The organism is Paraburkholderia sp. GAS348, from assembly GCF_050434205.1.
Taxonomy (GTDB): domain Bacteria; phylum Pseudomonadota; class Gammaproteobacteria; order Burkholderiales; family Burkholderiaceae; genus Paraburkholderia.
In genome coordinates this window covers 188992-211210 of the sequence record NZ_JBNPVT010000008.1, presented here as the reverse complement: position 1 = coordinate 211210, position 22219 = coordinate 188992, and the positions used below count along the sequence as shown (strand labels likewise).

Here is a 22219-nt window from a genome sequence, read left to right as displayed (position 1 = left end):
AATGTGAGGCAAAACTCTTACATAGTGCCCGCAATTTCGTATTGCCCGCAAAGGCGCCACGAGGACGCTGAGCGCTAGCAGGCACGGACGATGGGCTGTCGGTGACGCCGAAGCGCCTTGCGCCCACGCGCCGGGCGCGCCTACGCCATTGCGGGGCCGAACTCCTCTGGAAACCGATTCTCAATTGTTCCTGAGGCATTGCTTGCCGGCAGCATGCCTTGTGCGCTGTGCCAGCCGGCATTGTCGGCGTGATTTCCGGATAAGATTTTCCGGCGCCGTTTCAGGCCCGGCGCGGAATACGCACTGACCGGGCAATTCGTTATCATTCTCCAGTGGGCACGTATTGTAACTGAATCACAATCCAGCACCGCAACTAGTGAAAATCCCCCGGCGGCGCATTGATATCCCGAAAATATAACGCGCGCACGATCAAAAAGCGATGGTCGTGCACGGTTGAATACAGCAGGGTTTTCACGTGTTTTTCACACGACCGACATTTCAGCGGGCTTTCAGCCGCTCCCCTGCGTATTCTGCAGACGATTGACCCGGCGCCTGCGGGGCGTACGCTCGTCGTTAGAGCGCTCCGGTGCGCTGGCACGCTGCGTGCCGTACCACCGGCGCGGCACGACAGGTGTGACGTTTACGCCAGGCAGGCGTCCAGGCCGTCGGTGATCAGGTCTTGCGGCAGTTCGATGCCGATGAACACCATCTTGTTGGTCTTCTTCTCGATCGGCTGCCATTTCGCGGCCAGGTCGCTGCCCATCATCTGGTGGACGCCCTGGAACACCACCTTGCGGTCGACGCCCTTCATATACAGCACGCCCTTATAGCGCAACAGGCGCTCGCCATAGATCTGCAAAATGCCGCCAAGGAAGTCCTCGAGTTTGTTCGGATCGAACGGGCGGTCACTGCGGTAGACGAACGATTTGATCTTGTCGTCGTGGTGCGCGTGATGGTGATGCGCGTGGTCGTGGCCTTCGTGGTCGCACTTGCCGTGGTCGTGATCGCAGTTTTCGTGATCGTGACCGTCGTGGTCGGCATGGGTGTGGCCGTGCTCGTCATGCGCGTGAGCGTGGCTGTGCGCGTGTTCGTCTTCAGCGAGGAAGTCCGGGTCGATTTCGAGCTTCGAATTGAGGTTGAAGCCGCGCAAGTCGAAGATTTCCTTGATGTCCGCTTCGCCGAAATTGACGAACTTGATCGCCGCCCGCGGATTCATGTGCAACAGGCGATGGCGCAGATCGTCCACATGCTGTTCATCGACCAGGTCGGCCTTGGTGATGAACAGGCGATCGGCGAAGCCGACCTGGCGCTGCACCACTTCATGCTCGTCCAGTTGATGGTTCGCGTGCTTCGCGTCGACCAGCGTGATGATTGCGTCGAGCAGGAATTCGTTGGCGATCTGGTCGTCCATGAAGAACGTCTGCGCGACCGGGCCTGGATTGGCGAGACCGGTGGTTTCGATCACGACCCGGTCGAAATCCAGTTCGCCGGACTGCTTCTTCGCCGCCAGATCGCCCAGCACGCGCGACAGGTCGCCGCGGATCGTGCAGCAGATGCAGCCGTTGCTCATCTGGATGATCTGCTCGCTGGTGTCCTGCACGAGGATTTCGTTATCGATGTTCTCTTCGCCGAACTCGTTCTCGATCACGGCGATCTTCATGCCGTGCTTTTCGTTCAGGATGCGCTTGAGCAGGGTGGTTTTGCCGCTGCCGAGAAAGCCGGTCAGGATGGTGACTGGGATCATGTTGGTCGCCTTTACGTGAGTCTGTGCGTAATCGAATTTACTGCGCGAATTTACAGCGCGAAATGTGCAGCGCGAAATGTGCAGCGCCGGATCTGCAGCGCGAAATGCGCAGCGCGCAAGCTGCAGCGAATGCGTCTGCGAATCCGGTTTGCCGGGCACGGCAGCCTGACGGCGCGCGGCCCGATCTAGGCGGATATTGAAACATATCTGTCAAGCCGGCGCTGACGGCGGGGGCGAACCCCTCCGCGGCACTCGGGAAATAGCCCTGAAGCTATGGGCGATCAGGCAATTTGCAACAGCAGGCCTTTCAGATATTCGCCTTCCGGGAATGCGGTGAGCAACGGGTGGTCGACTCCGGCGCCAAGGCGCTTGAGAATCCGCGCATCGACGCGTGCATCGGCCGCCGCGCCGGAGACGATCTTCTGGAACAACTCCGAGTCGATCGCGCCGGAGCATGAATAGGTGAACAGCAGGCCGCCCGGGCGCAGCAGCTTCAGGCCGGTCAGGTTGATGTCCTTATAGGCGCGCGAGGCGCGGTCCACGTGTTCGCGCGAGGGCGCGAATTTCGGCGGGTCGAGCACGATCAGGTCGAAACGCTCGCCTTCGTCGTAGAGGCGGCGCAGCGTTTTAAACGCGTCGGCGTCGAGCCAGGTGGCGCGCTCGGCGTCGAAACCGTTGGCGGCCACGTTCTGTTGCGCGATCGCGAGCGCGTCGCCCGACGAATCGATCGATACCACGCGCTTCGCCCCGCCTTTCAATGCCGCCAGCGAAAAACCGCCGGTGTAGCAGAAGCAGTTCAGCACGTCGCGATCTTTCGCAAGTTCCTGCACCAGCAGGCGGTTGTCGCGTTGGTCGACATAGAAGCCTGTCTTGTGGCCGTTGCGCACGTCGACGTGGTAACGCACGCCGTTTTCGCTCGCAATCAGCGCTTCCGACGGAGCTTCACCCGCCAGCACGCCGGTGATCGGCTCAAGCCCTTCCTTCTGGCGGATCGACACGTCCGAGCGCTCGTAGACGTTCGGGCAGCCGGTTGCGTCGGTCAGTGCGGCGACGATCGCTTCCTTCCATGCTTCGACGCCGGTCGCCATGAACTGGCACACCAGCTGGCTGCGCTGGCCTTCGTCTTCGGCCACGTAATGATCGACGATCAGGCCGGGCAGGCCGTCCGCTTCGCCGAAAATCAGCCGTACGGCACCCGTGTTGTGCACCATCGTTTGACGATGCGCGAGCGCGCGCTGCACGCGGCGCTTGAAGAATGCATGATCGATCGGTTCGGCTTCGTCGAAGCTCCACACGCGGGCGCGAATCTGCGAATGCGGGCTGTAGGCTGCACGCGCGAGGAAGCGGCCGTCGTGCGCGCGCACCAGCACGGTCGCTCCGGGAGCGGGATTGCCGTCGACGCGATCGATCGCGTTGGCATAGACCCACGGATGGCGGCGCAGCAGCGATTTTTCTTTCGACGGTTTGAGCGTAACGGTATTCATCAGGGTGTCAGCAGGAGCAGTAGGCCGCGTGGACAAAGAGGCACACGGCAGGTGAAGCGAAGGTTCAGACCGCAAGCCGCAAAAAGCAAAACAAAAAGCAAAGAGCGGAATCAGTCGCGTTTTTTGGCGCGTGGATGCGCCTGATCGTAGACGTGCGCAAGATGCTGGAAATCGAGCGCGGTGTAGACCTGGGTGGCGGTGATGCTGGCGTGCCCGAGCAGCTCCTGCACGGCCCGCAGATCGCCGCTCGACTGCAGCACGTGCGTGGCGAACGAATGCCGCAGCACGTGCGGATGGACGTTGGCGGGAATGCCGGCGACCAGCGCCGCGCGCTTCACACGCTCACGCACGACATTCGGCGACAGCCGATTGCCGCGCGTCGAAAGAAACAGCGGATGCGGATCGTGCTTCACCATCTGCTCGCGCACCGCGAGCCACGCGTTCAAGGCGTCGATAGCTTTGCTGCCGACCGGCACGATGCGACGCCGGTTGCCCTTGCCAAGCACTTCGACCTCGGCGGAGTCGAGCTTGAGCCAGCCCGCGGAGCGGTAGCCGTCGGCGTCGGCGAAACGGACGTCGAGGCCGACGAGTTCGGCCAGACGCAGGCCCGACGAGTAGAACAGCTCGAGCATCGCGTGGTCGCGCAGACCTTCGGGCGTCGCGGCGGGCGGGCTCTCCATCAGGCGCGTGGCGTCGTCGACGGAAAGCGCTTTGGGCAGTGATTTGGCCTGTTTCGGCGCCCGCACGGTGGCGACCGGGTTGGCCGGCAGATCGACGCGGCCCGCGAGCCAGCGGTAGAACGCCCGCCAGCACGACAGCCGATGACTGATCGAGCGCGCCGTCAGGCCGCCGGCATGCGCCCGCGAAACCGCGCCGCGAATATCGACAGCGGTGAGGCTTTCAAGCGGCCGACCTTTGGCCAGCAGCTTGAGCTCGTCGAGTTCGTGGGTGTAGCCGCGCAGCGTATGCGCCGATAGTCGCCGCTCATGTTCGAGATTCGACAGATAGGCGGCGATCGGGTCGGCGTCGGTCACGATGGCCTTTGGCGGGATCGGCGGATCAGCGGCTTAGCGCGGCAGCAGACGGCTCAGCGCTGCGCTGGCCAACGCGCCGATTTGCGTCAGGAAATCGGTGGCCATGCCGTCGTGGAAGCGGCGTGCGTCAGCCGAACCCATGACCAGCAGGCCGAAGGTGGGCTCTTCTTCCTTGCCTTCGGGGTCGCGCAGCGCGAGCAGCGCAATCGACTCGGTAGCGTGTGCGGACTCGCTCGCACCGCCCGCTGACGCGCCGTCGCTCACCGCCGACACCGCCGGCGCCAGCCACTGCGCTGCTTCGAAGCCGGTGTTCGCGCCACAGTACGGCGTGGTGAGGCTGTTCGCGAAGATTCGCACTTCTTCGCCGACATGGCGCGCGAACTCGGCCTGTGCATACGGCTCGGAGACGTCCCATACGCGCAGCGCGGCTTGCGGCACATCGAAAATATCGCGCAAGCCGTTGGAGATCGTGCGCGGCAGCGCGTACGGATCGCGCTCGGCCATCACGCGGATGGTCCAGCGATTGAATTTCGAGGCAATGCTGTCGTTTTCGTGACCGTAGCGCAGCAGCTCGGCCAGGCGCCGTTCGAGATGCTTGTTCTTGTCGCGCAGCATTTCCATTTGCCGTTCCTGCAGCGACACCGCGGCTTTGCCGTGCGGGTTCGCAAGCCGGATCGTCGCGAGCATTTCCGCGTGTTCGGCGAAGAATTCGGGGTTGGCGAGCAGATATTCGGCGACTTCGCGATCGTTCATGGTTTCGGCTAAAGGACTACGGGACGACGCCTTCGGGCGGCGCATCGGTCATGAGTTCGGTCGGCCGGTGAAAGAGCCGTTCTGGTTCTCCATCGGGCTGTTCATCGGCTACTTCATCGGCCTGTTCGAGGCCATGTGTCGGGTACTTCCTCGACCGATCGCTCGGCCGCTGAATCGGGTATTCCACTGGCGCGGGTCAGTCGGCCAGTTCGATCTCGCCTTCGAAGACGGTTGCCGCAGGGCCGGCCATGAGCAGTGGCGCACCTTCTTGCGTGCTGTCCCACGTGATGGTCAGCTTGCCGCCGTGCGTGTGCACCAGCACGGGCGCATCCAGCAGCCCGCGGCGAATGCCGGCAGCGACTGCCGCACACGCGCCCGTGCCGCACGCCAGCGTTTCACCGGCGCCGCGTTCGTAGACCCGCAGCTTGATCTCGCTACGGCCGACGATCTGCATGAAGCCCGCGTTCACCCGTTGCGGAAAGCGTGCATGCCGTTCGATCACCGGGCCTTCGACGAGTACCGGAAAATCTTCGACGTCGTCGACCACTTGCACGGCGTGCGGATTGCCCATGGACACCACCGAAATCCAGCGCGTCACGCCGTTCACGTCGAGCGGCCAGAGCGTGTCCGTGCCCTCGCGGTGGCCTTCGAGGCCTTTGGTGGCGAACGGTACGCGCTCCGGTTCGAACACGGGCGCGCCCATGTCGACCAGCACTTCGCCGTTTTCCTGCATGGTCAGCAGAATGGTGCCGTTCTGCACCTGCACGCGCACGCTGCGCTTGTCGGTCAGGCCGCTGTCGCGCACGAACTTGACGAAGCAGCGCGCGCCGTTGCCGCAGTGCTCGACCTCGCCGCCGTCGCAATTGAAGATGCGGTATCTGAAATCGACGCCGTCTACGGTGGGCTTCTCGACCAGCAGCAACTGGTCGGCGCCGACGCCGAAATGCCGGTCCGCGAGCGCGCGCACCTGCGCCGGCGTCAGGTTGACCGGTTGGGTGTAGCCGTCGAGCACGACGAAGTCGTTACCCGCGCCGTGCATTTTGGTGAATTTCAGTTTCATCGCGCTATTGTAAGTGACGCGCCTGCAGGCGGGCCGAACGCCGTTTTATTTGCTGCTTTGTTTGCCGCTTCATTTCCTCGTTCAGGCGCTTTTTTCGACGGCCGGTCAGTAGACGCTCGGCTCGCCCGGCGGCCGGGTCTTGAAGCGCTTGTGCACCCAGTAGTACTGCTCGGGGATCAACGGAATCTGCTCTTCGAGGAAGATGTTCATGCGGCGCGCGTCGGCGTCGTCGTCGCCGGTGGGGTAGTTTTCCCACGGCTTGAACACCTTCAGCCGATAACCCTTGTAGTTCGGCAGTACCTCGCCGATGAACGGCACCACCTGCGCATGTCCGACCTTGGCCAGACGGCCGACCGCGGTCAGCGTGCAGGCGGGCACGCCGAAGAACGGCGCGAATGTCGAATTGCGTGCGCCGTAGTCCATATCCGCGCCAAGCATCACCGGCTTGCGGTCGCGCAGCCAGCGCAGCACGATGCGCGCACTGTCGGCACGGCTCGCCATGTCGGCGCCGAAGCGCGCGCGCGCCGCTTTGGCGACTTCTTCGAGCTCCGGGTTCGACATCGGCTGATACAGCGAGCCGCATTGGCGCTTGAGCGAGTAATTCAGAAAGATCGAGCCCGCCTCGATACCGACGAAGTGAAAGCCGAGGAACAGTGTAGGCGGCAGATTCGGGTCGGTGAGGTCGATTTCGCTGTCGAGCTGGATCAGCTTTTCGAGCTTTTCCGCCGAGCCGAACCATTGCACGCTGCGTTCGACATAACTGCGGATCGCATGCCGGAAGTGCTTCTGGGCGACTTCGTCGCGGCGCTCGTCATTCCATTCGGGGAAGCACAGTTTCAGATTGATATGAACAATGCGCTTGCGCCGGCTCGGGATCTGGTACAGCAGCCAGCCGAGTCCGTCGCCCACGCGGGCGACGAAACCATACGGCAACAGTGCAAACAATTTCAGCAGCCCGATTGCGAGCATCGCGCCATAGCGGCTCAGCATGAGGCACCCCGCTGCGGGGTGCCTTGCCAGGCTGTTGTCAGGAAAGCGGAGAAATTGACGTGATACCGCACTCGTGGACGCCCTGTGACATTCAAAGGAAATCGCTATAATAAGGGCTTCGCCGAGTTAATAGACAACTTGCGGGGCGAAGCTGGCGGGTGCGATCCACAGGATAGGCCCCTGCCGGTAAGGTAATCCGCTAAAGCGTCGCCGCTTCAGGTCTCCCGAAGTTGGCTACGTGAAACTCAACCGTAACCACACAACAGGAGTCCGCAACGTGGCAAACGACTATCTCTTCACTTCCGAATCCGTCTCCGAAGGCCATCCCGACAAAGTCGCGGACCAGATTTCGGACGCCATCCTCGATGCCATCCTGGCCCAGGACAAGTACTCGCGTGTTGCAGCCGAAACGCTGTGTAACACGGGTCTCGTCGTGCTGGCCGGGGAAATCACCACGACCGCGAACGTCGATTACATCCAGGTCGCACGCAACACGATCAAGCGCATCGGCTACGACAACACTGAGTACGGCATCGATTACCGCGGCTGCGCGGTGCTGGTGGCATACGACAAGCAATCGCCGGACATCGCTCAGGGTGTGGACCGTGCGCACGACAACAACCTCGATCAAGGCGCCGGCGACCAGGGCCTGATGTTCGGTTACGCGTGCGAAGAAACGCCGGAATTGATGCCGCTGCCGATCCACCTGTCGCACCGTCTGGTGGAGCGCCAGGCGAATCTGCGCCGCGACGGCCGTCTGCCGTGGCTGCGCCCGGATGCGAAGTCGCAGGTCACCGTGCGTTATGTCGACGGCAAGCCGCACGCGATCGACACGGTCGTGCTGTCCACGCAGCATTCGCCGGACATCGACCTGGACACGCTGCGCGAAGCCGTGATCGAAGAAGTCATCAAGCCGACGCTGCCGGCTGACCTGATCAAGGGCAACATCAAGTTCCTGGTGAACCCGACCGGCCGGTTCGTGATCGGCGGCCCGCAAGGCGATTGCGGTCTGACGGGCCGCAAGATCATCGTCGATACGTACGGCGGCGCAGCGCCGCACGGCGGCGGCGCGTTCTCGGGCAAGGATCCGTCGAAGGTCGACCGTTCGGCAGCTTATGCCGGCCGTTATGTCGCGAAGAACATCGTGGCTGCTGGTTTGGCGTCGCGCTGCCTGATTCAGGTGTCGTACGCGATCGGCGTTGCCCAGCCGACTTCGGTGATGGTCAACACGTTCGGCACGGGCCGTGTGTCGGATGCGACGATCACGAAGCTTGTGCTGGAGCATTTCGACCTGCGTCCGAAGGGCATCATCCAGATGCTCGACCTGCTGCGCCCGATCTACGAGAAGAGCGCGGCCTACGGTCACTTCGGCCGCGAAGAGCCGGAATTCACGTGGGAAGCCACGGACAGGGCTATGGCGCTCGCCGAAGCAGCCGGCACCGAACCGGTCGCTGCGATCGCCTGATAAACAGGCGCGCGGTCCGCTTCAGCCAAACCCCGCCGGCGCAAGCTGTGCGGGGTTTTTTATCGCCTGCGAATTGTGTGGCAGCTCATTCAGCGGCTCGCAAACGCGAACGCAAACCAGCCGGTGCTGCCGTTCGTCGACATACGGCGCGGTCGGCGGCTCGTGCTTTGCGGTGCGGCGACCGGCGCATTGCGCGTAGCGGTGAGGTGCAGCGGCGTCGGTTTGCGCAGCAGCGTGCGCAGAGAAAAACGGCGCGAACTGCCTTTCAGGCGCAGCGCGGAGAAGAAGGTGTGGAACCACGTGCGAATGCTGTCGACCGCTTTGGCTTCGCGCCATTGTTCACCCAATGCGCGAGTGCGGGTGGCATGGTGACGCAGCGCACGCACGACATGGCGGCGCGCCGGACGCGCCGCTTTCAACGCGGCGCGAGTAAGACGGGTGCTCAGAAGAGTATGCATGGCTTCACAAGTGGGCAACGTGCCGCGCGACGGAGTGTGTGCCAGAAAGAGCACCAAATGTGCCAATGGCGGTGTCGCGCTGGATAGCGCGGAAGCCCGGAATTCGAGGGAAAAGGGCGCGGAGGCCGGTGGAGCCGGTCACAGCGGCGCTTGCGCGCCGCAAAAGTGCGGGAGTAGCGATCAACATGTGTGCAGGCTACACGCGATTCATGACGTCAGAAAGTCGGTTTTTACCCTGCGAATACGGGTTTTTACGGGGTAAACGCGATATGCCACGCTTGCGGGGTCGAGCCCTTTGCGGTCGATTTTCGTGCGTGCTTGCCCTGCCAGGGTGCCGTGCAAACTGCCATTTCGCGTGAGAGTAGTGCGTAAGGCCTTGGCTTCTCGAAAGGCGAAACAGCGCACGGTCCGATCGCGCCCGTTTTACAATCGAGCATCAGCCAGTCGAAAGTAACGGAACACCATGTCACTTCACTCGAAGAAAGAGCAGATTCAAACGTTGCGGGAGCAAGGATTTGTCGTTGTACCTGGGTTGGTGTCGCCCGAGCGTTGCGGCGAACTGAAGCAGATTGCCGAGCGGCAGTTGCAGGAAGCGGTGGCGCCGATCGAGTTCGAAGCGGATCTACGGTATCCGGGCGCGCCGGAGTCAAAGCATGCGCCGGGCGGCCATACGGTTCGCCGGCTGCTGGATGCGTACGGGCGCCATCCGGATTTTGCGCAGTGGGCGACCGCACCGGAAATTCGCGGCTGGATGGAACTGTATTTCGGTGAGGAACCGCGCTTATCGCGGGCGCATCACAATTGCATGATGACCAAGCACCCTGCTTATGGCAGCTTGACCGGCTGGCATCGTGACGTGAGGTATTGGTCGTTCGAGCGTGACGATCTGGTGTCGGTGTGGCTTGCGGTCGGGCCGGAGACGGTCGATAACGGCGCGTTGTGGTTAGTGCCGAAGTCGCACAGCGCTACCTTCACTTCCGACCGTTTCGACGAGGCCAAGTTTTTCCGCTCCGATCTGGAAGAGAATCAGGCGTTGATTCGCACCGCGGTTTCGCCCGAGCTCAATGCCGGCGACGTGGTGTTCTTTCATTGCAACACGCTGCATTCGGCTGGCAAGAACCTCAGCGATCAGGTGAAATTTTCTTTGGTGTTTACCTATCACGGTGCGAGCAATGTGCCCCTGCCGGGATCCCGCTCGGCAGCCAAGCCTGAAATTGCCTTTTAGTTTTTTTGCCCTGCGCGGCGCGGATGTTTGCTGGACTCGCGCCGCGCGGGCAATCAGCGCCCTAACGCTTCTCTACCGCTTGCGACCGGAAAGTGCCACGCCCGTGAGGCCGGCGATTGTCGCCACTACACCTGCCGCAATCAACATGATCGCCTTATTAGTCGGAGACCCGGTAAACACGCGAGACACCTCGCTGCTGACCGAGTTGAACGCCTGCCCGCCGAAATACAACAAGACAATACCGCCGACAATCAGCGCGATTGAAATCGCCTTCGTCATGAATCCGCCTCCCTTCGATAAGCTCTGATCGGCCAAAGTGTAGGGGAGCCGCAGGCAGTCGTCCATCCCGCATAGTGGGCCTCTGCAGGCAGCACGACGATTGGCTACCATACCGTTCTGGTCCCGCCCATATCCAGACATAAAACTTGCACGCCTCGCGCAGCACGTGATTTCCTCACGCCCGTGATCGCCGGGCGACTTCAACATCAAGGACACTAGCAATGGCTTACGAAGCAGCTTCAGAACGCTATTCGGACATGCAATACCGCGTCTGCGGCAAGTCGGGGCTCAAACTGCCGGCGCTGTCGCTGGGCCTGTGGCACAACTTTGGCGATACCACGCCGATCTCCACGCAGCGCGATATCCTGCGCACGGCCTTCGATCTGGGCATCACTCACTTCGATCTCGCCAACAACTACGGCCCCCCGTACGGCAGCGCCGAAACCAATTTCGGCCGGCTCTTCAAAGACGACTTCAAGCCGTATCGCGACGAACTCCTGATCTCGTCGAAAGCGGGTTGGGACATGTGGCCGGGTCCGTACGGACAGGGCGGCGGCTCGCGCAAATACGTACTCGCGAGTCTCGATCAGAGCCTGCAGCGCATGGGCCTCGACTACGTCGATATCTTCTATTCGCATCGTTTCGATGCCGATACGCCGCTCGAAGAAACCGCCGGTGCATTGGCGAGTGCCGTACAGCAAGGCAAGGCGTTGTACATCGGTATTTCGTCATACTCGGCAACCAAGACGCTCGACATGGCGAAGCTGCTCGCCGAGTACAAGGTGCCGCTGCTGATCCATCAGCCGGCGTACAACATGCTCAACCGCTGGATCGAACGGGAACTGCTGGACACGCTCGGGAAAGTCGGCGCGGGCGCCATCGCGTTCACGCCGCTCGCGCAGGGCTTGCTCACGGGCAAGTATCTGAACGGCGTGCCGGAAGACGCGCGCGTCAACAAGCCGGGCGGCGGTTCGTTGAAGCAGGAGCATCTGAGCCCGCAAAACATCGAACACGTGCGCAAGCTCAACGACATCGCGCAGCGTCGCGGACAAAGCCTCGCACAGATGGCGCTTGCCTGGGCACTGCGCGATCCTCGCGTCACGTCCGTGCTGATCGGCGCAAGCCGCGCGGAACAGGTGCGCGAGAACGTCGGTGCGCTGAAGAATCTCGCGTTCTCGAAGGAAGAGCTGGCGGAGATCGACCGCTACGCGACTGAAGGTGGCATCAATCTGTGGGAAAAGCCGTCGACGGACCAGGCGATCTGATCGCACGGTGTTTCAGGTGGTAGAAACAAGGAAAGCCGCCCATGAGGCGGCTTTCTTTTTCGATGCAGTTCAAGCGCACACGCTTCCCGCACAGTGGCCGACGCGACTATGTTCAGGCAACCGAACCATCGGCGAAGCGTAGAGGCCGGCTTCGCCAGACCGCGCTAAACCAGCGCAGGCAAGCCCTCGACCAACACGACCGCGAACATCACTCCGATCAGCGCACCTAGCACGCGCAGTGCGTTGTGACGCAACTCCGTCTTGCAGGGAAGCGCGCCGACAAACAAAGCCCCGGCCAGCGCCATCGGAATGACCAGGATGAAATCGCCGATCGTGAAGTAGGTCGTCATACCCGTCTCCTTTTTTAGTACTGGCGAAGGCAGCGGCTCTATTTCTGGAGTCATGCGCTGCAGACGCTCGAATCGAGTATAGGCGACGATTAGATCGACGTAGCCACGCTTTGCGGCGCTGCAGCGTGTCTTCGCAGGCCGCTGAACCCAGTGCTGCAAGGGGCGCCGCGATTGGCGCGCTGCAGCAAAAGCGTAGTAGAGGGTGAAGGGGTTGCTTACACGGCCCTTACTTTTCAGCCTGGTTCGATGCACGGCGGATTGTTGTCGCCTAATTCAGGTGTTCATAGGTTCGGGTACCCCGAAAGCCCGGGTACGCCCAAAGCCCAGGCACGCCCAAAGCCCGGGCACGCCCAAAGCCCGGGTACGCCCAAAGCCCGGGTACGCCCAAAGCCCAGGCACGCCCAAAGCCCAAGTACGCCCGAAGCTCAGGCACCTCCAAGATAAGACAGGTTCCATGCTGCGTCCACGCTTGGTTCCCCAAGGCTGAACAGCAGTGCTCCCTCATCCCGCGGTCCGTTCGTGTTGACCCAAGCGCGTGGCCGCAACGATGCCGATGACGAGCAGCGTGCTCACCAGTGCAGCGACGCCATTCCAGCCATAACCCGCCCAGACATGCCCGCCATAGGAACCGACCACGCTTGAGCCGATGTAATACGCGAGCAAATACAGCGCGGCCGCCTGCCCCTTGGCTTCTTTCGCGAGGCGTCCAACCCAGCCGCTTGCCACCGAATGTCCGGCGAAGAAGCCGAACGTCACGCATGCGATCCCGATTGCAATTGCCGTGATCGGATGGAGCATCGTGAGGGCGAGTCCGAGCGCCATCAGCAGCAGGCTGCCGGTCAACACGCGCGCCCGGCCGAAGGTATCGGCCATGCGGCCCGACCACGGCGAGGCAACCACGCCCGTTAGATACACGATGAAAATCGCGCCGATCTCCGTCTGACTCAACAGGTAGGGCGGCGCGAGCAGCCGGTAACCGATGTAGTTGTACAGCGTGACGAAGCTGCCCATCAGCACGAAGCCGAGTAGAAACAGCAGAGGCAAGCCGGGCCGCGTGAATTGCTTCAGCAGGGCGGTGCGGTGATGGGCGAAGCCGAGCCCGCGACGCGGCACGAAATGGCGCGACGGCGGCAGCAGCGCGCGAAACGCGAGCATCGAGAGAATGCCGAGCACGCCGATCGTGCCGATTGCCACGCGCCACGAAAACAGATCCGCGACGACGCCGGTAATCACACGCCCCGCCATCCCGCCGATCGCCGTGCCGCCGACATACAGCCCCATCGCGAGACCGAGTCCATCGGGGTGCACTTCTTCCGCGAGATACGCCATCGCAACGGCCGGTACGCCGCCGAGCGCGAGGCCTTCGAGTGCGCGCAACACGAGCAATTGATGCCAATGCGGTGCGATCGACACGCCGATCGTCAAGAGCGCGGACAGCGTGAGCGACGCGGTCATCAGCTTGTGACGGCTCCAGCCTTCCGAGACGAAACCGGCCACGAATATGGCAAGCGCGAGCGCGGCTGTCGTCAGCGAAAGCGACAAGCTGCTCTGTGCCGGCGTCACGCTGAACGCCGTAGAGAACGCGGGCAGCAATGGCTGTACGCAATACAGCAACGAGAAGGTGGCGTAGCCGGCGAACAGCAGCGCGATGCTGGCGCGCCAATAGACACGCGTGCCGCGTTCGAGATAGGGAATGTCGAGGACGTCAGACACGGCAGCGGAGGTGAAAGAAGCAGACGAAGCAGGAACAGCCGAAGTAGCAGTCCGGTGGGATTCCGGCGATGCGGTCACGAAAAAATCTCCTTGGGGCGCGGGAAGTACTCAAAGGAGTTAAGGATACGCTGATAAATCCGGACGGATGCGCTAACCGTTGTGCGTGAGAAACAGCATCCACACGATGCCCGCCAGCGCGCCCGGCAGCGCCGTGATGATGATGATGGGATCGAGCCACGACTGGAAATTCACCACGATCAGCAGGTACGCCAGCAGGATCGCGAACACGAGACCGGCGAAGAGACCTGAGAACGATTCGTTCATCGTCTGCACCTGACCGCGCACTTCGATGGTCGAGCTTTTGGGCAGATCGGCCTTGGCATCGTCGATGATCTTGCTGACGCCGTTGCGCGGATTGAGCCAGAACGTCGGCGTAGTCTGCTGGTTGCCAGACAGCGTAATCAGCAGATCACTCGCTATGTCGCGTTGCGAAAAGCCTGCTTGCTGGGCGCGCGTGCGGTCCACATCGATAAAGATGCGCGGCAAATCGGCGGGCTGCTGGACGCGCGCATCGGCAAGACCCGGCACCGTGCGCAGGCGGTTCAGCAACTGCGCGGCGAAGGCGCGATTGCCGGCCACGTCGCGCCCGACGATCCACATGGCTAGCGAGGTCGCTGAAAGCCAGAGCCGCCGGCGCGGCACGCATAGCGGCCATGGCGCATGCCGCGGCGCCGGCCAGGAGCCCGAATGGGCGGATAAGGCGGGTCGTTCTGGCGGTGCATGATTTTGATATATCGCCCCGGCTGGGTTTATGATGGTCTCGTTACGACGCTTTACGCCCAGATCATCGGCCCGGCGCGCTGTAATGGGAATAGGGCGAAACGACGGGTGAACAGCCTTGTGTTCGCGCTTTTCATGGCCCCGCAAAACGGGAACAATGACTCGAACCTCTCACGCGTCTTACGCGCAGCAGATTGGGTGCGTACGCAACGTTATTGGCGAAGCGGCGCTTTTATCATCACCTTGACCGGCGTGGAAACCATAAAGCCGGCTATAGGAGAAACGGGGAAACATCATGCAAATCGGTTCCATTGTCCGATCGGTGCATATCGCCGTGCCGAAAGACGCACGTGGGATCGTCATGCGCATTCTTGGCGACATGGCGATGGTGGCTTGGTATGCCGGCGAACCCGGCACATCGGAGCATCTGAACACTGAACCCTTTTTCCTTGAAGATCTGATCGATACGGGCGAGCAAGTGCGCCCGGCGAGCGCGCAGGTGCATTGACACTCGTTTGATTCCGATTCAGGTAGTGACAAGGAGGCAGTCAACCGCAAAGTGAGCCGACGCCCTCGTCTTTGATGGCGGCGCGGCGCACAATGCGGACATGAACGACGACAATTTCGACCCACAGGACGGCGCCGATGGCGCCGTGCCTTTCGCCCGGCTCAAGCCGGAAATCGTGCTCGACGCGCTCGACAGCGTGCTCAGCAGCGTCGGTGTGTACACCGACGGTCGCATGCTGCCGCTCAACAGCTACGAGAACCGCGTGTACCAGGTGGGCGTGGAAGACGGCCCGCCGGTGGTCGCCAAGTTCTACCGTCCCGAGCGTTGGACCGACGCCGCCATTCTCGAAGAACACGCCTTTGTCGCCGATCTCGCCGCGCGCGAGATTCCGGCCGTGCCTGCACGTGTTTTCGAAGGCCGCACGCTGCATACCTTCGACGGTTTCCGTTTCTCGATCTTCGAACGCCGCGGCGGCCGCGCGCCCGATCTGGACCGGCGCGATACGCTCGAATGGCTGGGGCGTTTTATCGGCCGCATCCATGCGGTCGGGCAGACGCAGAACTACACCGAACGTCCCACGCTCGACATCAACACGTTCGGCTACGAGCCGCGCGACTTCCTGCTGTCGCACCGCTTCGTGCCTGACGACGTACGGCCCGCGTGGGCAGCCGTGGTGAATCTCGCGCTTGAGGGCGTCGAACGCGCATTCGAGCGCGCCGGCGATATTCGCATGCTGCGGATGCACGGCGATTGTCATCCGAGCAATGTGTTGTGGACCGACGCGGGCCCGCATTTCGTCGACTTCGACGATAGCCGCATGGGGCCGGCGGTGCAGGATTTGTGGCTGTTGCTGCCGGGCGAGCGCGCCGAGGCTTCGCGTGCGCTGGCGGATCTGCTCGCCGGTTATGAAGACTTCTGCGACTTCGAGCCGCGCGAACTGTATCTCGTCGAAGCGTTGCGCACGCTGCGGCTGATTCACTATCAGGCATGGCTCGCGCGCCGCTGGGACGACCCGGCGTTTCCGGCGGCGTTTCCGTGGTTCAACACGCAGCGCTACTGGGAAGACCGCATCCTCGAACTGCGCGAGCAGCTTGGCGCGATGCAGGAAGGGCCGCTCTGGCCGGTTTGAGCGTTGGCGCTTCCGTGCGCTCGCCGGGTCTGTGGCGGCCGGTGATACTGCGCAGCGCATGGGCCGTTAGCTCCAAGGCGCCGTCACGGCACGTCGACGATGTCTCCAAGGCGCCGTCCGGCACGTCGACGATGTCTCACGGCGCCTGCGCGGCCACGCTCGACGATTCCACCAGCGTCGATTTGACGATCACTTCGGCGCGCACGTCGCGCCCGATTGCTTCGAGCGCGGGGCGCATCTGCACGAAGTCGTCGGGTGTGCAGACCTCGCTGCCGAAATGGGTGGCGCCGTCGCGCGTCATCGTCATCACATTGCTGAGCGGATCGAACGCGTACTGCGACTGAAAATCGACGAAGCGGTCCTGGGTTTGTTTCGCTTCCGGCATCTCGAGCACGTGGAAATTCGCGGGTAATTCAATGCGCGCGTGTTCATGCAAGGCCAGGTTGTGACAGACGAAGGGCTGCGTGCGCTGCCGTTCGCCGAGCCAATATCGGGTGTCCGCTTCGAAGCCGCCGGCCAGACTTGTCAGCGCCGGAATCGAGGCCGCTGCGCCCGGCACCACGAGACTTTCGAGCGTGCCTTTCATCGTGATCGTCAGCGGGCCGTCGGCCACGTCGAGGTCGTTGGTGGTCAGCGTGGCCGTGCCGCGCAGGTTGGCGCTGCGCAATTCCGCCTGGATCGAGTCCTCACGTTGCGCGGGCGTTTGTGTGCGCAACATCGCGCGCGCCTGTTCGGCCGTGGCGCCCGACGCTTCCAGCCGATAGGTGAAGCTTGCTGAGCCGTCCGGTTCGACCTTGATCGACAGGTCGCTGCTGCGCGTCGTCAACTCCGTGGCCGGCGTTTGTGCGACCACCCCCTGATTGACGAGGACGGTGGGCCGGTTCATATCGGACGACGGCAGAAAACCGAACTCGACATTCGAGGCCGTCGAGTCGGCGTATTGCTGCAAATCCGGCAGCCACGTAATGGCGTGATTGATGACGCCGTAACCCGGCACGCTCGGCAGCGTATAGATCGAGCCGCTGCTGATCAAGGCCGGCTCGTTGCGGATGCCGAGCGCGTCGAGCAGCGCGCCATATAACGCCACGTGATCCTTGCAGTCGCCGTAGCGGTTCGCGAGGATCGCGCTTGCGCTGTGCGGCACCACTGAGCCGCGGCCGACATAGATCGCCACGTAGCGGACGTTGCGGCGCACCCAGTCGTACAGCGTCTTGGCTTCGTCGCGTGGGGTGTGGTCACGCGCGGTGAGGTTGTGCGCGAGACGCGTGACGGCGGCGTCGCGCGCGCTCGGGTCGGCGCTGGACGCCCGGTAGCTGGCGGCGAAAGCGGCGTAGTCCGGAAAGGTCGAAACCATCAGCCGGTCGCCATACGATACGTACGCGATCGAGCCGCGCTCGAGCCGGCTGAAATGCGCCTTGTCGTAACGATATTCGTAGCGCGTGCGGCCGTCGCGCGTGACCGGTTGCAGCGCGGTGAAGCCGCGTGCATCGGCATAGAGCGGCTTGTCGGCGGGCAGGTCGTAGATGAGGTGAAAGTTGTGCGTCGGCGCGAGATCGGGCGGCGTGAAGTCGCTGAACTCGCCCGGAACGATCGGCTGCTTTTGCGTCTTGCGATAGGTGAGGTGCACGCGCGCGCCGGGTTCGACGGCGGGGAACACGATCACCTTTTCCTGGATGTCCTGGAACATCGGCGCGTCGAACGAGCGGGCTTCCTGCACGTCGCGGATCTGCTCGGGCTGCACGTCGTGACGAACGCCGTCGGCAGTGATCGTATACGCCTCGATGATCTGCACGTCCGCCATATTGCGGTTGAACCAGACGTACTGCTGCGCCACCCGCGCGACGCCTGCTTCGTTGTTCACGTGCAGCGTCATCGAATCGAGCTTCGAGAAGGAGCCGTCGGCGTTGACGGTGAAGGTCTGCGTTTCGCCTTCGTTGGTATAGGGGTCGTCCAGTTTGGCCGCGATACTCGCGCTCGCGGCGTGAGTGCACGCCAGCCAGCCGAGACAAGCAAGACAAACCAAAGAGGCGAGGCGCATGGCGGGCAGGTATCCGGAACGGCAACGTTGACGGGATCGCCAATTAGAGTCGGTTTGCGCCGCCTGGATGTCAAGCGGATACCACGCTTTGCGATTGAGCAAATGCCCCAATTATGTAATGATAGCCATTCTCAATTGAAAGGTATCGACAGCTTTTTGTCGCATTGCTCCTCTTCTGTGACTGCCAGCCAGCCTCTCAGCCGGACGGCCCGAACCGCAAGCCGGGTTTGTCCCGTTCTTCCTTTCGACTTTCCTTTACCGCTGGTGTGAGCGGGCGCCTCGTCGTTGCCCTTCGCCGGTCGGCGAGGGTTTAACTTGCTGCGCCTGGAGCCTGGATGTGAACGCGCCTGATTCGATCGATATGAAACCTGCTGCTAGTGGCGGCACGCAAGACACCGCTCATACGCCGGAGCGCGGTCGTCATCCGATGGACGACGCCGAGCAGGCGGCGCGGCGCCAGCGTTCGCGGCGGGCGAATTTCATCAAGTGGTTGCGCAAGGTGCATGGCTGGGTCGGTTTGTGGGGCGCGGTGTTGGGACTGATGTTCGGCGCGACCGGTTTTTTGCTGAACCATCGGGGCGGACCGTTGAAGGTGTCGTCTGGTGAGGCGCAGGTGGAGGAGCTGCAGATTCCTGTGCCGCAACGGCAGTTGAAGTCGCCGATGGAGATGGCGAAATGGCTCAAGGGCGAGTTGAAGATCGACGGCAAGCCGGGAAAGGTGAAGCGCGAGCCGGCGCACCCGGTGGCGTGGGGCGATCGCAGGACGATGCAGCCGGAGTTCTGGCAAGTCGGGATTGTTGGGCCTGCTCAGAATGTGCAGGCGGAGTATTGGGTTGGGAATGGGTTTGTTGCGGTGAAGCGCACGCAGAACTCGTTTCTTACGACGATGAATAACCTGCATCGCGGCGTGGGGTTGAGTGTTGGGTGGGTTTTGCTGATCGATACGATTGCTGGTGGGATGATTTTGCTTTCTTTGACTGGCGTCTTGCTGTGGACCGAACTGAATAAGCGGCGTGTCGTCGGTGTCGTGTTGGTTGGCGGCTCGGTGGTTGCCGCCGTGGTTTGTGGATTGATGTAAAAAAGCGACTAGACACTACAAGCAGTGCCCCCAGAAGCAGCAATCTCCCGCGCGGCCTTAGCGCCCTCAACCTGCAACAAAGTCGGCAACGAAACACCATTCTTAGCCGCAGTAACCTCAGCGAGAATAGAAACAGCAATTTCAGGCGGCGTCCGGCTACCAATATAAATCCCAACCGGCCCATGCAACCGGGCCAACTCGACATCGTTCAGATCAAACTCCTTCAACCGCTCGCGCCGCGCCTGGTTATTCCTTCTCGACCCCAAAGCGCCGACATAAAACGCCGGCGTCTTCAACGCCTCCATCAAAGCGAGATCATCCAGCTTGGGATCGTGCGTTAAAGCAATTACCGCGCACCGCTCGTCGAGCTTCATCTCGATCACCGTATCGTCCGGCATCGTCCGCACGATCTTCGTGCCGGGAATGCTCCACTCCTCGGTGTACTCTTCGCGCGGATCGCACACGGTAACCTGATAGTCGAGCCCGACCGCGATGTTGCACAGATAGCGCGACAACTGCCCCGCACCGATTACCAGCATCCGGTAACGCGGGCCGTGAATCGTCAGCAGACGCTCGCCGTCGAAATGCACGCCGTCCGTCGCCTGCGCCGCATCGAGCCGCACCGCGCCCGTCACCATGTCGACTTCGCGCGCTACCAGACGACCGTCCTCGACCGCATGGCACAGCTCGGCAATACCGCTTTGCGGTGTCAAAGGCTCCAGCACCAGCTGGATCGTGCCGCCGCACGGCAGGCCGAAGCGATGCGCTTCCTCAGCCGTAATGCCGTACTTCACCGCTTCCGGGCGCGTCTGCTCAATGCCCCTTTGCCGCACACGGTCAATCAGGTCGTCTTCAATGCAGCCGCCCGATACCGAACCCACCACGAGTCCGTCGTCACGCACCGCGAGCATCGCGCCCTCGGGACGCGGCGACGAGCCCCACGTCTTCACCACCGTCACCAGCAGCGCGCGATGTCCCTCTCCTAGCCAGCGTGCGCTGGACTTCAGAACTTCGAGATCCACGCTTTCCATGATTTCTTCCTTTTGGTTCCGTCGCCGCCGGACTCAGTGTCCGCGGCCTCATCCGATTCTGTATTTTGCGCCGCCGCTTCAGTTGCTGCAGTGCCACCCTCATCCGGGGCCGGTGCGCCGTCAGCGTCGCCGCCGACCTGCGCGCCGAAGCGCTTGAAAAATTCGCCCGCGATTTTACGGGCCGCGCCGTCGACCAGCCGGGAACCGATCTGCGCGAGCTTGCCACCCACCTGCGCAGTCGCCGTGTACGTGAGCTTCGTCGCAGCGTCGCCCTCGGGCTCGAGCGTGACGTGCGCATTGCCCTTGCCGAAGCCTGCCACGCCACCCTGGCCTTCGAAAACGATGGTGTAGGTGTTCGGCGCCTCGATGTCGGTCAACTCCATACGCCCTTTGAAGCGTGCCTTCACCGGACCGACCGACGCGCTCATCACCACCGCGTATGCATTTTCGCCATCCGGGTCGATGCTCTCGCAGCCGGGAATGCATGCGCGCAGGATTTCCGTATCGTTCAGCGCATCCCAGGCGTGCTGCTGAGAAACCGGCAGCGTATGGGTTTCACTTAATTCCATGGCGTTGCTCCTGCGGTTGTCGTGGCGGATAGGGTGACGCGAGGCGCGCGCGTGAGTTGCGCGAGATCGCGGCCAAACGCCGCCAGACTGTCTAGATTGTGAACCGGGCGATGCGCGTCGACATACGGCAGGATCGCCTGCACGCCGCGCGCTTTCGGTGAAAAACCGCTGAAACGCAGCAGCGGATTGAGCCACACGATACGGTGCGCGAAGCGGCGCAGGCGAGCCATTTCGGTGTCGAGCACCTCGATCGCTTCGTGATCGAGGCCGTCCGTGACGAGCAGCACGGTGGCTCTGCCCGTCAGCACGCGGCGCGCCCAGCGTCGGTTGAATTCGGCGAGCGCCGCGCCGATCCGTGTGCCGCCCGACCAGTCGACCACCTGATCGGTGAGCGTCGCGATTGCGACGTCGGGATCGCGCTCGCGTAGCGCGCGCGTCGCGTTGGTCAGGCGTGTGCCGAAAAGGAACACCTGCAGGCGCTCACGCGATTGCAGAAGCGCATGGCAGAAGTACAGGACCGCGCGCGAATAGTTGCTCATCGAGCCGGAGATATCGAGCAGCAACACGAGCGGTGGCTTGCGTTCCGCCACCGCGCGATATTTCCATACCGTCCAGTCGCCGCCTGCGCGCACTGCGTGCCGGGCGCTCGCGCGCAAATCGGCGTGGGTGCCGTGCGAGGCCGCCTTCAGGCGGCGCGTCGGTTCAGTGGCGAGCGGCAGACGCTGGCCGCGGATCAGATGACGCAACGTGCGCCATTCGTCAGCGGAAAGCGTGTCGAAATCGCGATGACGCAGCCGCTCTTCAGCACTGAAGGTGACGTGCGCATGCAGTTCGTGTTGTTCGGTTTCCTGCGGCGCTTTGCGGTGCGGCGAAGGCGGCGTGCGCACGGCAAGCGCGTCGGCGAGACGGTTGTTGCGTTTGGGTGGCGGCAGACCATCGCGGACTTTCGGCAGCAGCAGCGCGCGCAGCTTGCCTTCCCAATCCGGGTCGCGCCAGAACAGATCGAAGGCGGCATTGAAGAGGTCGCGTTCGTCCGGCGCGCAGACCAATAGTGTGGCGAGCGCGGCGCGCACATCGTCGCGCCGGCCGAGGTCGATCCAGTGCAACGCGGCGAGTGCATCGACGGCTTGCGCCGGCGACATCGGCAAGCCCGCGCCGCGCAGCACGCGCACAAAGTGCACGACGTTGCGGGCCAGGGTGGGCGTATCGGCCTGCGCGGCTGACCTGTCGATTGCGGCATTCATCGGACGCGCGCCGGCCTCGCTT

20 protein-coding genes and 1 pseudogene are annotated in these 22219 nt (G+C 62.6%); 6 read left to right on the top strand and 15 right to left on the bottom strand.

What is annotated here, in order from left to right; translation table 11 throughout:
- Positions 1-640 precede the first annotated feature (640 nt).
- The 6 genes from P3T22_RS16560 to P3T22_RS16535 all read right to left on the bottom strand — a co-directional run bounded on the left by P3T22_RS16560 (position 641) and on the right by P3T22_RS16535 (position 7065).
- Positions 641-1744 carry a CobW family GTP-binding protein gene (locus tag P3T22_RS16560; RefSeq protein WP_063494488.1) on the bottom strand — a complete coding sequence of 368 codons (1104 nt, stop codon included), beginning with the start codon at positions 1742-1744 and terminating at the stop codon, positions 641-643.
- Between the two features lie 281 nt (positions 1745-2025).
- Positions 2026-3228, bottom strand: coding sequence for a class I SAM-dependent rRNA methyltransferase (locus P3T22_RS16555; RefSeq protein WP_429325490.1), 1203 nt, complete (start codon positions 3226-3228; stop codon positions 2026-2028).
- A 110-nt stretch (positions 3229-3338) separates the two neighbouring features.
- Positions 3339-4262: a tyrosine recombinase XerC gene (gene xerC / locus P3T22_RS16550; RefSeq protein WP_429325489.1), complete on the bottom strand. Its 924-nt coding sequence runs from the start codon at positions 4260-4262 to the stop codon at positions 3339-3341.
- A 33-nt stretch (positions 4263-4295) separates the two neighbouring features.
- Positions 4296-5015: a DUF484 family protein gene (locus P3T22_RS16545; RefSeq protein ID WP_429325488.1), complete on the bottom strand. Its 720-nt coding sequence runs from the start codon at positions 5013-5015 to the stop codon at positions 4296-4298.
- 196 nt (positions 5016-5211) lie between these two features.
- A complete protein-coding gene (gene dapF / locus P3T22_RS16540; RefSeq protein ID WP_429325487.1) occupies positions 5212-6075 on the bottom strand; it encodes a diaminopimelate epimerase in 864 nt (287 codons plus the stop codon).
- Between the two features lie 105 nt (positions 6076-6180).
- On the bottom strand, positions 6181-7065 hold the full coding sequence (locus tag P3T22_RS16535) for a lipid A biosynthesis lauroyl acyltransferase (protein ID WP_063494493.1): 885 nt from the start codon (positions 7063-7065) through the stop codon (positions 6181-6183).
- 277 nt (positions 7066-7342) lie between these two features.
- Between P3T22_RS16535 and metK the strand changes: the two genes are divergently transcribed.
- On the top strand, positions 7343-8530 hold the full coding sequence (metK, locus tag P3T22_RS16530; protein ID WP_063494494.1) for a methionine adenosyltransferase: 1188 nt from the start codon (positions 7343-7345) through the stop codon (positions 8528-8530).
- Positions 8531-8619: 89 nt separating this feature from the next.
- On the opposite strand, the gene P3T22_RS16525 is transcribed toward metK, so the two are convergent.
- On the bottom strand, positions 8620-8988 hold the full coding sequence (locus tag P3T22_RS16525; protein ID WP_063497779.1) for a hypothetical protein: 369 nt from the start codon (positions 8986-8988) through the stop codon (positions 8620-8622).
- Positions 8989-9451: 463 nt separating this feature from the next.
- Here P3T22_RS16525 and P3T22_RS16520 point away from each other — a divergent pair, with 463 nt between their 5' ends.
- On the top strand, positions 9452-10213 hold the full coding sequence (locus P3T22_RS16520) for a phytanoyl-CoA dioxygenase family protein (protein WP_063494495.1): 762 nt from the start codon (positions 9452-9454) through the stop codon (positions 10211-10213).
- 72 nt (positions 10214-10285) lie between these two features.
- Here P3T22_RS16520 and P3T22_RS16515 read toward each other — a convergent pair whose 3' ends face one another.
- Entirely contained in the window at positions 10286-10492 is a 207-nt protein-coding gene (locus tag P3T22_RS16515; RefSeq protein WP_063494496.1) for a DUF3185 family protein, read from the bottom strand.
- A gap of 221 nt (positions 10493-10713) precedes the next feature.
- On the opposite strand from P3T22_RS16515, the gene mgrA reads away from it, so the two are divergent.
- Positions 10714-11757 carry an L-glyceraldehyde 3-phosphate reductase gene (gene mgrA / locus P3T22_RS16510; protein ID WP_429325486.1) on the top strand — a complete coding sequence of 348 codons (1044 nt, stop codon included), beginning with the start codon at positions 10714-10716 and terminating at the stop codon, positions 11755-11757.
- A 164-nt stretch (positions 11758-11921) separates the two neighbouring features.
- Here the strand turns inward: mgrA and P3T22_RS16505 are convergent, their stop codons facing one another.
- From P3T22_RS16505 to P3T22_RS16495, 3 genes and pseudogenes are all read right to left on the bottom strand, one after another.
- Positions 11922-12107, bottom strand: a complete 186-nt coding sequence (locus tag P3T22_RS16505) for a hypothetical protein (RefSeq protein WP_063494498.1) — start codon at positions 12105-12107, stop codon at positions 11922-11924.
- A gap of 501 nt (positions 12108-12608) precedes the next feature.
- A complete protein-coding gene (locus P3T22_RS16500; protein ID WP_063494499.1) occupies positions 12609-13898 on the bottom strand; it encodes an MFS transporter in 1290 nt (429 codons plus the stop codon).
- A gap of 81 nt (positions 13899-13979) precedes the next feature.
- A pseudogene (locus tag P3T22_RS16495) lies at positions 13980-14474 on the bottom strand (efflux RND transporter permease subunit); the annotation flags it as partial.
- Positions 14475-14895: 421 nt separating this feature from the next.
- On the opposite strand from P3T22_RS16495, the gene P3T22_RS16490 reads away from it, so the two are divergent.
- Positions 14896-15108 (top strand): hypothetical protein, encoded by a 213-nt coding sequence (locus P3T22_RS16490; protein WP_063494501.1) that lies wholly within the window; start codon positions 14896-14898, stop codon positions 15106-15108.
- A 100-nt stretch (positions 15109-15208) separates the two neighbouring features.
- The gene (locus tag P3T22_RS16485; protein ID WP_063494502.1) at positions 15209-16237 is read left to right on the top strand and encodes a serine/threonine protein kinase; all 1029 of its coding nucleotides are present in this window, start codon (positions 15209-15211) and stop codon (positions 16235-16237) included.
- 136 nt (positions 16238-16373) lie between these two features.
- Here P3T22_RS16485 and P3T22_RS16480 read toward each other — a convergent pair whose 3' ends face one another.
- Positions 16374-18275, bottom strand: a complete 1902-nt coding sequence (locus tag P3T22_RS16480; RefSeq protein ID WP_082854896.1) for a DUF3857 domain-containing transglutaminase family protein — start codon at positions 18273-18275, stop codon at positions 16374-16376.
- Between the two features lie 337 nt (positions 18276-18612).
- On the opposite strand from P3T22_RS16480, the gene P3T22_RS16475 reads away from it, so the two are divergent.
- Entirely contained in the window at positions 18613-19353 is a 741-nt protein-coding gene (locus P3T22_RS16475; RefSeq protein ID WP_063494503.1) for a PepSY-associated TM helix domain-containing protein, read from the top strand.
- Between the two features lie 8 nt (positions 19354-19361).
- On the opposite strand, the gene P3T22_RS16470 is transcribed toward P3T22_RS16475, so the two are convergent.
- Genes P3T22_RS16470 through P3T22_RS16460 form a run of 3 tightly spaced genes read right to left on the bottom strand, consistent with a single transcriptional unit; the run spans position 19362 to position 22197 of the window.
- Positions 19362-20384: an XdhC family protein gene (locus P3T22_RS16470; RefSeq protein ID WP_063494504.1), complete on the bottom strand. Its 1023-nt coding sequence runs from the start codon at positions 20382-20384 to the stop codon at positions 19362-19364.
- Complete coding sequence (locus P3T22_RS16465) at positions 20357-20953, bottom strand: CoxG family protein (protein ID WP_063494505.1); 597 nt, start codon at positions 20951-20953, stop codon at positions 20357-20359. Before P3T22_RS16465 ends, P3T22_RS16470 begins: the two co-directional genes overlap by 28 nt.
- On the bottom strand, positions 20944-22197 hold the full coding sequence (locus tag P3T22_RS16460) for a vWA domain-containing protein (RefSeq protein ID WP_063497781.1): 1254 nt from the start codon (positions 22195-22197) through the stop codon (positions 20944-20946). The genes P3T22_RS16465 and P3T22_RS16460 overlap by 10 nt, the downstream gene beginning before the upstream one ends.
- Positions 22198-22219 lie beyond the last annotated feature (22 nt).